This window comes from Actinomycetes bacterium, from assembly GCA_036000965.1.
Classification (GTDB): Bacteria; Actinomycetota; CALGFH01; order CALGFH01; family CALGFH01; genus DASYUT01.
Map to the genome: position 1 here is coordinate 1 of DASYUT010000143.1, position 11777 is coordinate 11777.

Below are 11777 nucleotides of genomic sequence, written 5' to 3' on the forward strand. Positions count from 1 at the left end.
TCAGCTCAGCCGCACGCTCTCGTAGCGCACCTCGATGTGCTGAGTCTGGCCGGCGAGCAGCTTCCTGCCCTCGCGTTCCGTGAGCCCCGCGCGCTGCGCGTAGCCGGGCGCGTTGGGCACCAGCCTGCCGATGAACGAGACCTTCTGACCTGGGCGGACCCAGAACGGCGACTCGCCCCTGCCCACCAGCTGGACCCAGATCCGGTTCGACCCGCCGGGGCCGACCCAGAACCCCTCGTCCGCCCACACCTGGGCGACGGGCGCCCCCCGCGCGGTCACCGGCTGGCCCGACCAGCGTGCGAGCCCGGAGCCGGCCGGCACGGGCAGGAGTGACCCTCCGGGTACCGTCAGCACGCCACCCGGCCCCTGGGTCGCTCCGGTCTTGGGCCCAGAGGCCGGAGCCGGAGCCGGGGGAGGGGCCGGGGCGGTGGTCGGGGCCGGGGTGGTGGTCGGGGCCGGAGCCGGAGCCGGGGGCGCGACCGTCGTGACCGGCGCGATCACCGGGGGTGGCGGGGCCGGAGGCGGCGCCGGGCGCTGCAGCAGGAGCGGCGCGGCCGCCAGGCTGGCCACTGCCGCCGTGGTGGTCACGGCCTGCACCGGGTGGGCGCGTGCCCACGCCATCACCTTCTTCCAGATGAGCCAGAGCAACGCCAGGGGCAGCAGCACGGCAACCGGCCGGCGCCGCTCGAGCAGCGGCTTGCTCAGCCGGGCGCAGGTCCGGCACTCGAGCAGGTGACCGCCGGCGTCCAGCGCCTGCTGGCGCCGGCGGTCACCGGCCGACAGGGCCAGCAGCACCGGGCGGCACCGCTCGGTCGGCAGCTCGACCCGCTCCGAGGCGACCAGGTAGTCGACGCGCAGCCTGGCCCGGGCCCGGGCCAGCTGCACGGCGATCGCGCCCGGGGTGGAGTGGTGCCTGCCGGCCAGGGACGCGGTGTCCACGCCCTCCACCTCGTGGGCGACGACCGCGTCCCGGTCGCGGGCCGAGAGTCGGGCGAGCGCGGCGTCAACCGCGGCCGCCTCCTCGCGGCGCAGGGCCTCCTCGTCGGGCCGCTCCGGCTCGGTGAGGTCGACCAGGCGGTGGCTGTGGCGCCGCTGGCGCTCCTGCTCCCTGGCCAGGGAGGCGACAAGGTTGCGGGCGGTCACGATCGCGTACGGGGCGAGCGCCTCGTCCTCGAGCCGCGGGCGGGCCGCGATGAGCCGCGTCAGCGCCTCCTGGACGAGGTCGTCGACGGTGTCCGGGTCACGCACGCGGGCCGCCACCACCCGCCGGATCAGTGGGGTGAGCTCGAGGATCTCGCTGTGCGGCTCGGCGGCTGGCGCCCTTCTGTCCACTGCGTACCCCCGCCTGTGTCCACTGCGTACTCCGCCTGGCGGCGGCCACGATGGTCGCCCGCGGAAGCCTTGTTACCCAGGCCTGCTCCGGCGTACCCATCACGGTTCTCCCACGGTTCTCCGCTCGGTCACGATCCATCTCAGCCCCGCTGGGGGGCAGGATGCGGCCAGGTTGTCCCGGTCTCGCTGGGAGGCGGGATGCGGTCAGGCGGGGTCCGGTCAGGTCGTCCCGGGCGGGTTCGGGTCCGGTGCGTAATGCAATCGGGCCGGCGGCGTTCCACTGGGTAGGAACGGGCGATCAGGCGGATCGCCCCGGAGCGGCCGACACCACCGAGCGGGACTCATGCCTGAGGAACCGGCCAGTGCGGGTCCCGCTCCACTGCGCGGCGGATCCGTCGACGCATCGCGGTTCTGGGAGGGCAACCACCATGCACCCTGGCTCGCGGGAGCCGACGGCGGGCACGCCCCCGCCGGCCGAAGCCGACCTTGGCGGCGGCCTCGAGCCCGCCGTCCAGCGGGTGGTGGCCGCCGGCGTCTCGCTGCTGGGCGCCGACGGCGCGGCTCTGATGGTGCTCGACGAGGACGGCGAGCTGCTCCGGACCGTCGCTGCCGGTCGGCTCGCGCCGATGCTCGAGTCGGCCAGGGACCAGCTCTGGGCCGGCCCGTGCCTGGAGGCCGTCGCCCGCGGCGCCCTCGTCCAGACGCCCGCGCTTTCCTTCGAGCACCGCTGGTCGAAGCTGGCCCTGGTCGCCGCGGAGCACGCCGTGCACGGCCTCATAAGCGTCCCCGTCGACCCGGGCGGCGGCTGCGTCGGGACCTTCACCGTCGTGCGGACGCCCGCGCGGCCGTGGGTGCCCGCCGAGATCTCCGCGGTCGAGACCTTCGCGGAGGTGGTTGCCACCCTGACGCGGACCGTGACCGAGGTGGCCGTCCGGGCAGAGGTGGTCGGCCAGCTCGAGCACGCCCTCCGTCACCGTGTGGTCATCGAGCAGGCCAAGGGCAGGCTGATGGAGCGCGAGGGGCTGAGCCCGGCCGAGGCGTTCGACCGCCTCCGGCGGTCGGCCAGGACCTCCCGCCGCAAGGTGAGCGAGGTCGCGCTCGACGTGCTCGCCGGCCGGCCCCTCAAGGACCCTCCCCCGCGCCCCTGACCACACCCATTGCCAGGCCAGTCGCGGTGTGTTCTCGTTTCGAGCCCCAGCAATGGGGAGATGCTGAACCCAGGACTGTCTCTGGAGGAGAAGCCGTCATGTCGAGAAGCGACCTCACCGAGACCCGGCGCGATCGCGCGGCGCTGGCCCGGGACGCCGGGTTCAGCAGGGTCTCGTTCGTCAGCGTGCTTGCCGGAGTGCTGGTGGCCTACGGCGCCTTCGCCGTGCTGCTCGCCGCAGCGGCGGCCGTCGCCGCCGCGATCGGGATCGACAACACGCTCACCGTCAACGACTGGGCGCAGATCGGCGTCGGGAGCGCCGTCGCCATCGCCGCCGTCGTGCTGCTTGCGTACGGCTTCGGCGGCTACGTGGCTGGTCGCATGGCCCGGCGCGCCGGCCTGCTGAACGGCCTCGGCGTGTTCGTGCTGGCCGTGGCCATCATCGCCGTGCTCGCCGCGGTCGCGGCCGCCCAGGCCGACTCGAGCGCCATCGTGGCCAACCTGCGCAGCCTCGGGATCCCGACCTCGGGCACCGAGTGGGGCGCGATCGGCACCGTCGCCGGTCTCGGGTCGCTCGCCGCCATGCTGTTCGGCGCCGCTTTCGGCGGCATCCTCGGCGAGCGCTGGCACACCAAGCTGACCCGCAGGGCGGCCACTGTGGAGACCGCCGCCACCGAGCACGACCGCGACCGTGACGGCGCCCGGGACGAGGGGGACGACCGGGACCGTGACGGTGTCTCCGGCGGCTGGGACCGGGACCGTGACGGCGTCCCGGACGACCGGGAGCTGACAGAGCGGAACCGGGTGGGGGCCGAGCCCGGGCCGAGGGCCAAGCCCGGGCCGGTGGCTGAGCCCGGGCCGCCGGTGCCGGTCCGCTCCGGCCGGGTCCGCGCGAGCAGCGTGCTCGCTGAGGGCGGCCAGCACGCCGCCGGCCCGGCCGACAGGGTCGACGAGGGCCGGCGTGCCGCCGGACGCACCGACACCCGCGGTGACGCAGGCCGGCACCTGCCCGGCCGCGCCGCCGGCACCGACGACACGCCGCGTGACACCGTCGTCCTCGACGACGCCGCCCGCCATGAGGAGCAGGCCCGGCGGCTCCGCTGATGCCACCGACCAGGGGCCGCGGCCGGAGCGCCGCGGCCCCCTGAGGTCCCACCGCCCTTGAGGTCCCATCGCCCCCTAAGGTCCCATCGGCGCAGGTGGTGCCGGCGCAGGTGGTGCCGTTCGTACCGGGAGAGCGCCCCGGCGTCACCGACCGGCGGGTGGCTGCCGGGCACTCGCGGGCGGCACCCTGGCGCGGCAGGCGCTCCGCCGAGCGGGCTGCGTAGGACGCCGTCCGGGCATCCACGGAGCGGCTCCCTGGGCGACGCCTCTGCCAACCCGGCTCGCTCGGTCTGCCACGGCGCCCGGCCGTCGTAGGCCTTTGCCAACCCGGTCGTTCGGAACCCAACGACGCCCCTCAGCTGCGGCCCAGACGCATGTCGTCGCCTCCGGCGGGTGGCGCCGGGCCGAATGGACGGGACGCGTGGCTGGGACATGAAGCTTGGTCCGGCGCGGTCTGTGGAAAACCCTGGCTGCCGCTGGTCGCTCGGATAGGGTCCCAAGCCGTAGCGGCGGTCGCTGGGGGCCGTCCACGAGCGCTCAGGAGGCGAGATGCCACGAGCCATCCGGAGGATGCGGTAGATGCTCCCCGGCCTGGACACCCGCGCGCTCCGGAGCGGGAGCCGGGACCTGGGCGCGCTCGGCGAACGATGCCGGGCGCTCGCTGCGCAGCTGCATCACGGCGGCGACGTCCTCACCCGTGGCCCTCGCTCGTGGAGCGGGGTGGCCGCCCGGGCGAGCGGCGATCGCGCCGGCCGCCTCGTCACCGCCCTCGGCCAGGCGACCACGGTCGCCACCGAGGCGGCTGCAGTCCTCGCCGCGGTCGCCACCACCACCGAGGACGCCCAGGCCAGCTGGGACCGCGCCGAACGCCTGGCCGCTTCGACCGGCATCAGCCTGGGGGCCCACGGGCTGGACGCCGCCGGGCTGCCCCAGGGGCTGTCCCCGGCGCTGTCCTCGGGTGGCCTGGGGGCCCACGGGCTGGGTACTGGCGGACTGTCCTCCGTGGGCTTGGCCGCAGGCGACCTCGGCGGTCGCGGGCTGCCCTCGAGAAGCCCGTACGAGGGTGGCGCGGCCGGCGGTGGCGCAGGTGATGCCGCGGTTGCCCAGGCAGCCCGGGCGCTCGCCGGGGAGGCAGACGGCCGCATGCGCACCGCCGCAGCCTCGGCGTCGGCCGCGTTCGACGAGCTCGCCAGCCGGGCCCCAGCGCTCTGCCAGGTCATCGACCGGCGCGGCGCCTACGCCCGGGCGATCGAGGTCAGGACGAACGGCCCGATCTCACCCTGGCGCGATGTCCGCGACGGTCTCGCCTCGGGCGTGAAGGGCTTGCTGGACGGCGGGGCGCAGACCGCCGTCCTGGCGTGGCCGCTCTACTGGGTCGTGCGCCCGGCCGACGCGCGGCGGCGGGCCGGGGAGGCGGTCGCGGGCGGCGTCGCCGCGTTGCGCGACCCGGCCGCGGCCATCCGGCAACAGCTCGGGACCGACGACCTCGAGAACGGCCACGCCTGGCGCTTCTGGTCCCGGCTGGCGCCCCAGGCAGCGCTCGCTGCGGCCGCCAAGGGAGCTGGCAGCCTCGGCCGTGCCGTGGGAGTGGGCGAGGAGGTCGTCGGCGCGGCGGCCTCACCCGGCCCTGCCCGCCTGCCGCCCCGGGGCGTGCCGCTGGCCACAACCGCCGAGGGGCACGCGGTCCCCCGCGGGAGCGCCCCGCTGGGGTTCGCCGGCCCGGCCGAGTTCGGCCGCTTCGGCGCCCGCCTGGGCGCCGGCCTCAGGAAGGCCGGCTACGGCGACGTCCAGGCGGCGTTCCAGGGCAGCTCCGTCACCGGCCGCGACTTCCTGTCGGGCGCGCCGTTCGATACGGGTCGGCGGAGCGACTTCGACGTCGCCCTCGGCGGCCGGAGCTTGTTCGAGCGGGCCCGGTCGATCGGCGTGGACCTGCGCTCCGGCGGCACCCGCACCGCGCCCCTGACCGGTGCGCAGCTCGACGCGCTGGGGCTCAAGAGGCTGGGCAACGAACTCGCCCGCCTCACCGGCAGGCCCGTCGGCTTCATGGTCTACCAGTCGATCGAGGCGGCCGCCGTCCGGCGCCCGAGCATCATGGTGCCGCTGCGATGAGCTTGTGTGGCAAGCCTGCGAGATGGGTGACCGCACCGCAGGCAGCGGTCACCCACCTCGGCCTGGCTCAGCGGCGCGTCGGGTCGTAGCGCTCGCTCTGCGCGTCGAAGTGGTAGCCGAGCTGCCACAGTTCCGGGAACAACGCGATGTCGGCACCCATCTGCCGGGCGCGCCGACAACACGCCTCGCCCTTGGCCAGGTTGGCCGCCTGGTCGTGGCAGGCGGGAAGCTGGAGCAGGGCCACCGTGATAGCCGTCATGTGAATGTCTCCTAGCGAGTTGCCTTGATGCACCTTTAGTCGTTATCGTCCCTCGAATCCGGTCCGGGAAGGAGGACGCACTCACGAGATGCGAAGCGCGAGCGGACGTGAGGTGGGGTCGACGACAGCAGGCGACGAATGACCGCAGAGCTTGACTTCGGTCCTGCTGGTCATCTTTATGCGACGCACCCCCTTCATGCCTTTGCCGCCCGTTGCCCGCCACCGCTCGTCGACTGGGCGATCTCAAGGTTCAGCGCTCCAGGAGACGTCGTGCTGGATCCCATGGTCGGTAGCGGCACAACGCTCGTCGAGGCTGCGCTCCTTGGACGACGGGCCTGGGGCGCGGACATCGACCCACTCTCGCGCCTCATCGCCAAGGCAAAGGCGACGCCGATCCCGATCGCCAGCTGGGATCTGGCGATCGAACAGGTTGAGACCGGTCTTGCGGAACCTCTGGGAAATGCGAGCTGGCGTCCCGACCTCCCGAAGCTCGATCGGTGGTTCCTGCCGTCGGTCGCGGCCGACCTCTCCGGCCTGCGGACGTTGATCTCGACGATCCACTGTGAGCCGGACGCCCGGGACCTGCTCTGGGTTGCGTTCTCGGCCCTGATCGTCGCGAGGACGTCGGTGGCCAACGCCCGAGACCTCGTGCACTCCCGACATCACTACCGTCGATGGGACCACGACCCGGACGTGAACGCCCGGTTCCTGAAGAACCTGCGCCGGTTCCGTCGTCTGCTCGTCGACTACCTGGATCGGTTGGAGCAGGCTGGGAACGCGAAACCTGACGTCCGGATCGTCGGCGACGACGCCCGCCGGCTCCCGGTGGCCGATGCCTCCGTCGATCTCCTCTTCACGTCGCCTCCGTACTGCTCAGCTCTTGACTACACGCGAGCCCACGTCTTCGCGGTCGCGTGGATGCCGGAGATCCTTGGCACCGGCGTCGCGCAGTACCGGACGCTTGGCCGGACCTACGTCGGATCCGAGCGTGCACCGCTCGCAGGCGCGCCGACCCCGGCGACTCCGCCTCCGTCGCTCGGCCTCCAGGCGGTCGACGAGGTCGTGCGTGCGCTCTCCGGAGACCTACGCCGCTCATGGGTGGTGCACCGCTACTTCCGCGACATGGCGGGAGTCCTCCAGGAGTGCAGGCGCGTCGTGCGGCCAGGCGGTCGGGTGGTGCTGATCATCTGCCCTTCCAATATCCGGAAGGTCTCGATCCCGACCCACGTGCTCCTGGCCGAGACCGCCCGGTCCATGACCGACCTCGAGATCGAGGACGTGCTCGAGCGGACCATCCACGAGCGGCGCCGCGTGATGCCGTACCTGGAAGCGGCCTTCGGGGCGCGCATGCAACAGGAGTACGTCGTCGTCCTTCGTCGACCAGGCGGGTCGAGCAGTGCCCGATCCCGTTGAGCCCGAGCTCCGCAAGCTCCACGAGCGGTTGCTGTCGGACGACGTGGTCGCGCCGAGAGACCTGGCCGAGCGTGTCGTCCCCTTGGTGCGCAACCGCTTGGCGCAGCTGGAGCGATCAGTCGGCGACCCACACCTGGTGCCGTCGGTGATCGGCCTCGTGGTCGCGAAGTACCTTCGAGAGCCCCAGCGGTTCGAACCTGCCCGAGGTGGTCTCATCGCCTACCTCGCAATGGAGGCACGCAGCGACGTCCTGAACGAGTTGGAGGCACGACGCCGACGACGGACTCGCGAGCTGCCCGTTGCCGATCCTGTCGAACTCGAGCCGCGGAGCGGGGACAGTACGGTAGAGGAAGAAGCTTTGGATGCGGTCGACCCCTTCGGGGTCGCACCAATGGTGGCGCAAGGAGCGCTACGAGCACTGCAAGACCTGGACCACCTCGACCGCCAGCTCCTGCAGCTGATGGCGGACGGGGTGCGGGCGACGAGCGCGTACGCAGCCGTGCTCGGACTGTCGCACCTGCCTGTTGAGCTGCAGCGCAAGGCCGTGAAGCGCCACAAGGATCGCCTGCAGAAGAGATTGGAGCGGCTCCGTGGACAGCTCTCCTGACGAGGCGGTCTTCGCCGCGCTGAGCGAGCACCTGCGCGAGGAGCCCGAGTTCCTGGCGGGCTGGCTCGCGGCCGCCCCTGACCGCGGGGAAGGCATCATCCGCCGGCTCGGTCTCGACCAACGCCAGCGTGCCCGACTGCCGCTCTATCGCTCCCCCCGTGCAGGTCATTTCATCGCCGACGTCACGGCGATCGCCCGTCACCTGCACGTCGACCCTGATGAGCTTGCCGTAGGGCTTCGAGAGGGGGTTGCGCTCGCCGCGCTGGCTGCGGTTCCGGCCGCCGAGCTCGAGCGACCCGCCGGAGAGGTGCAGGCGGGACTGGTGAGTGCTGCTCACGACATGGCCGACGACCAGGTCAGCGCCAGCACGTCCTTCGCAGGGCGAGCGAGGGAACGGGCAGACAGCTTCTGGGCCGACGTGCCCGACGAGGTGCGACACCACCACGATCTCGAGGTCGCCATCGCCTGGGCGACCCCTCTGGCGATTGTGGCGCTTCCAGCCCTCGATCAGCACCGCGCTCGTGGCTGGCTCGCCAGTCGAGGCGTGGAGCTGAGCGACGACAGTGGTGCTCGGGCGCTCAGGGGTCTGCTCCTCGCCTCCCGGGGTGCTGGCATCGTCTTCCTTGATGGGAGGCTCACCCGGGCCGATCGACGCTTCACGGTGGCGCACGAGCTGGGCCATTTCTTGTTCGACTACGTCGAGCCCCGTGAACGGGTGCTCCGCGAGGCGCCTGAGCTCCTGGACGTGATCGACGGATGGCGTCCACCGAGCAGAGCCGAACGCGCGCAGGCCGTTCTCGCCCGGGTGCCACTGGGCCTCCATGCGCACCTGCTCGAGCGCGATGCCGACGGCGGCGCCGCCCATGACGTCGAGACGGCGGAAGACGCCGCCTCGCAATTCGCACTCGAGCTGCTCGCACCCTGGTCGACGGTGCTGGAGCTCGCGTCGGCGACAGCGCACGAGCACCGGTTGCCATTTGCCGAGCTGATCGACGAGGTCGCTGACGTGCTGGCCGACCGCTTCACCCTCCCGCGGAACCGGGCCGCCGTGCGAGCCAGGTCTGCCCTTCACACGCTCGGGATCCGACGGAGCTTCTTCGATCGGTGACGGCATCGAACTTTCCGAACGACCCCGGTACGAAAGACAGAGAGGCAGAGGACTTGCATAGCTCGCCCAAGGGGGCAGGACATGACCATGATCGAGCCACCGGGGAGGCCGGACCGTCGCCCAGACGAGCCGGAGCTTCCTTCGGCGGATTTCGAGCGCGAGTTCGGCGAGCCGCTGCGGCGTGTCCTCGACCTCGATACCTGGCACCCGGGCTCTGACCTTCCGGCCCTCTACGAGCGTCTCGACGCGGAGATCCAGAGCGCGCTCTCCCAGGAGGACCGGGTGGCCGGCGCGCTCCGTGCCGAGGTCTTCCCGGTCATCCGTGACCGGGGCCGGCCCGGCGCCCCGCCCCTGGCCGGTGTCTGGTCCATCCCAATCGGCGACCTCGAGAAGGTGCATCGGGGAACGCTGTTCGCGGGGAAGGTGGAGGCGTGCGACGGCACCGTCCTCGTGCACGACTCCCTCGCGCTGACGATCATCCAGCTCGGGGTATGCCTCATCTCGTACAACGGGCAGGAGGGCACCTGGTCCCACCGTCTCTTCCGGCGGGACCTGCGCGGCGTCCAGGGCAGCCCGGTCGACGAGGCGCTGCAGCTCCTCGAGCAGCGGGAACGGCGCGCCTCAGTGGGGGTCGACGACAAGCGCGACCGGCTGACCGAGCTCGGCCGGCGCGGGATCATGACCTACGCCGAGCGCGCGGTCCTTGCCCGCCTCTCGGCCGCCCCATGGCGGCTCGGCCAGGGCAACCCGGCACCGTTCGAGCTGTTGACCGGCTCGGGCGCGCTCGACCTCGTCGAGCAGGGGCTCGAGGTGCTCTCCGAGCTCCTGCTCGACCACCAGCGGTTCGCGTTCGTGCCGTCGGCGCCCAGGCAGCGCGCGCTGCTCACGATCGGGCTCGCCCTCGGTCCGCTCGAGTTCGCGGTGGTGCACAAGCTGCGCAGCTACATCGAGGACATGGTCGAGCGTGGGAACCTGCGCGGTCGCCGTCTGCAGGCTGCGCAGGAGTTCGTGGCCGCCGCTGGCGAGCAGGTTGCCGTCGGGGTGTACCGCACGTCGCTGGCGGCTCCGCCGTACGTCTTCTACGCGCCCGCCGACCCGGAGCTGTGCGCGCAGGCGGCTGCGATCGTCATGGCCGACGCGGTCCTCCAGGAGCATCGCGGGTTCCCGCTGCTGCTCGACATGGCGGACCAGCTCTGTGGGGCGAGCTTCGGCCGGGAGGACTTCCTCGGCACCGTCGGAGCCGCCTACGCCGCCCAGGATCGCACGTTCAGCCATCTCTCCGAGCGAGAGACGCGCCCCTATCCAGGGAGGTGACCGAGTTGCAGCATGAGCCTCAGCCCGACCCCGGACCCGTCGACCACCCCGATACGGCGCGCGTGGAGCAGCCGGTTCACCAGCTCAAGGACTACCTCGAGCCCTTGACCAAGGCGGCTGCGCTCGCTGAGGATGCCTCCCCCGACGCGGTCGGCCGCACGATGTTCGACTCGGGCGCGTCGCAGGACGGCTCAGTGACCGTGCTGCTGCCGAAGGACGAGATCGCCAAGATCCCGACTCAGGCGCTGGTTCGGATCGACTCCCGGCAGGACGGGCGCAGCTACCTCGGGATCGTCATCGCCGGCCCGTTCGCCGAGCCCGACGGCCTGCGGGCCGACGCCAACGTGATCGTGACGACGACGGTCCGGGGCGGCATCTTCATGCCGAGGTACCACGGCCGCGTGCAGGTGGAGCTTCTCGGCGAGGAGCTGGACGGCGCCCTCGTGCCGCCGCGGTTCCGCCCGTTGCCGAACAGTGTGGTGACCGTGCTCGAGACGGAGGAGAAGGCCGCGGCCCTGCGTGCCGGCGGCACGCTCCGGCTCGGCTCGGTCCTCGGCGACGAGGACGTGCAGGTCGGGATCCCGGTCGACAAGAAGTCGGTCCTGCCCCGCCACACCGCGGTGCTGGGCACGACCGGCGGGGGGAAGTCCACGACGATCGGCCGGCTGCTCGCCGAGGCGCAGCAGGCCGACATGGCCGTGGTCATCCTCGACACCGAGGGCGAGTACGTCCACATCGGCGATTCGACCACCGATCCGTCCATGCTTGCCGCCCTGTCCCGCCGGGGGCTCGCACCCGCCGGCATCCCGGACACCCGGCTGTTCCACCTCGCCGGCACCGAGACCGCCAACCCCGGGCATCCGAGCCGCCACGAGTTCGGCCTCTCCTTCACGGAGCTCTCGCCGTACACGGTCGCCGAGATCGTGGAGATGAGCGAGGCGCAGAAGGAGCGGTTCTTCCGCACGCTCGACATCGGCAAGCAGCTCCTCCGAGAGCTGAACATCTTCCCGCGTCGTGGAAGCCAGGACGACGAGCGGCGGGTCCTCGAGCTGAACGAGTTCGACGAGGGATACCCAGAGCTGACCCTGTCGAGGGTCATCGACCTGGCGAACGCCATGCTCGCCCACGTCGAGCATGGAGATGTCGACGAGGTCCGCCTCTACAACCAAGAGCTGGGGACGCCGGTCGCCCGCGCCGCACTGAAGCGGCTCGTAGCCGCAGCCAAGCCCTCGTCGGCCGTGAGCTGGCGGGCGACCCTCGGGCGGCTGTGGCGGCTGCACCGGCTCGGCATCTTCGACCGGCGCGACCACCCACCCCTCGACATGCGGGCCGTCCTCCGGCGAGGCCAGGTGTCGATCGTCGACCTCTCCGGCACCGACTCGCC

Annotated in this window: 10 protein-coding genes; 8 read left to right on the forward strand and 2 right to left on the reverse strand. The window is 72.4% G+C overall.

Annotated elements, in window-relative coordinates; all coding sequences use genetic code 11:
* Complete coding sequence (locus tag VG276_12400; GenBank protein ID HEV8650178.1) at positions 1 to 1332, reverse strand: sigma-70 family RNA polymerase sigma factor; 1332 nt, start codon at positions 1330 to 1332, stop codon at positions 1 to 3.
* A 428-nt stretch (positions 1333 to 1760) separates the two neighbouring features.
* Here VG276_12400 and VG276_12405 point away from each other — a divergent pair, with 428 nt between their 5' ends.
* The 3 genes from VG276_12405 to VG276_12415 all read left to right on the forward strand — a co-directional run bounded on the left by VG276_12405 (position 1761) and on the right by VG276_12415 (position 5692).
* Positions 1761 to 2480, forward strand: a complete 720-nt coding sequence (locus tag VG276_12405) for a GAF and ANTAR domain-containing protein (GenBank protein ID HEV8650179.1) — start codon at positions 1761 to 1763, stop codon at positions 2478 to 2480.
* 98 nt (positions 2481 to 2578) lie between these two features.
* Positions 2579 to 3583, forward strand: coding sequence for a YrzE family protein (locus VG276_12410; GenBank protein HEV8650180.1), 1005 nt, complete (start codon positions 2579 to 2581; stop codon positions 3581 to 3583).
* A gap of 579 nt (positions 3584 to 4162) precedes the next feature.
* Positions 4163 to 5692 carry a hypothetical protein gene (locus VG276_12415; protein ID HEV8650181.1) on the forward strand — a complete coding sequence of 510 codons (1530 nt, stop codon included), beginning with the start codon at positions 4163 to 4165 and terminating at the stop codon, positions 5690 to 5692.
* 67 nt (positions 5693 to 5759) lie between these two features.
* Here VG276_12415 and VG276_12420 read toward each other — a convergent pair whose 3' ends face one another.
* Positions 5760 to 5951, reverse strand: a complete 192-nt coding sequence (locus tag VG276_12420) for a nitrilase-related carbon-nitrogen hydrolase (protein ID HEV8650182.1) — start codon at positions 5949 to 5951, stop codon at positions 5760 to 5762.
* Between the two features lie 138 nt (positions 5952 to 6089).
* On the opposite strand from VG276_12420, the gene VG276_12425 reads away from it, so the two are divergent.
* The 5 genes from VG276_12425 to VG276_12445 form a co-directional block, all read left to right on the forward strand.
* Positions 6090 to 7364 carry a DNA methyltransferase gene (locus tag VG276_12425; protein HEV8650183.1) on the forward strand — a complete coding sequence of 425 codons (1275 nt, stop codon included), beginning with the start codon at positions 6090 to 6092 and terminating at the stop codon, positions 7362 to 7364.
* Positions 7348 to 7971 carry a hypothetical protein gene (locus tag VG276_12430; GenBank protein HEV8650184.1) on the forward strand — a complete coding sequence of 208 codons (624 nt, stop codon included), beginning with the start codon at positions 7348 to 7350 and terminating at the stop codon, positions 7969 to 7971. The genes VG276_12425 and VG276_12430 overlap by 17 nt, the downstream gene beginning before the upstream one ends.
* 340 nt (positions 7972 to 8311) lie before the next feature.
* Positions 8312 to 9079: an ImmA/IrrE family metallo-endopeptidase gene (locus VG276_12435; GenBank protein HEV8650185.1), complete on the forward strand. Its 768-nt coding sequence runs from the start codon at positions 8312 to 8314 to the stop codon at positions 9077 to 9079.
* Positions 9080 to 9160: 81 nt separating this feature from the next.
* Positions 9161 to 10393, forward strand: a complete 1233-nt coding sequence (locus VG276_12440) for a hypothetical protein (protein ID HEV8650186.1) — start codon at positions 9161 to 9163, stop codon at positions 10391 to 10393.
* 5 nt (positions 10394 to 10398) lie between these two features.
* A partial coding sequence (locus tag VG276_12445) for a DUF87 domain-containing protein (protein HEV8650187.1) occupies positions 10399 to 11777 on the forward strand: 1379 nt, incomplete at its 3' end.

What these genes read in the sequence shown, in the direction of transcription:
- VG276_12405 (HEV8650179.1), top strand. Translation starts at nt 1,761, where the DNA reads ATGCACCCTGGCTCGCGGGAGCCGACGGCGGGCACGCCCCCGCCGGCC.
- VG276_12410 (HEV8650180.1), top strand. Translation starts at nt 2,579, where the DNA reads ATGTCGAGAAGCGACCTCACCGAGACCCGGCGCGATCGCGCGGCGCTG.
- VG276_12415 (HEV8650181.1), top strand. Translation starts at nt 4,163, where the DNA reads ATGCTCCCCGGCCTGGACACCCGCGCGCTCCGGAGCGGGAGCCGGGAC.
- VG276_12420 (HEV8650182.1), bottom strand. Translation starts at nt 5,951, where the DNA reads ATGACGGCTATCACGGTGGCCCTGCTCCAGCTTCCCGCCTGCCACGAC.
- VG276_12425 (HEV8650183.1), top strand. Translation starts at nt 6,090, where the DNA reads ATGACCGCAGAGCTTGACTTCGGTCCTGCTGGTCATCTTTATGCGACG.
- VG276_12435 (HEV8650185.1), top strand. Translation starts at nt 8,312, where the DNA reads ATGGCCGACGACCAGGTCAGCGCCAGCACGTCCTTCGCAGGGCGAGCG.
- VG276_12440 (HEV8650186.1), top strand. Translation starts at nt 9,161, where the DNA reads ATGACCATGATCGAGCCACCGGGGAGGCCGGACCGTCGCCCAGACGAG.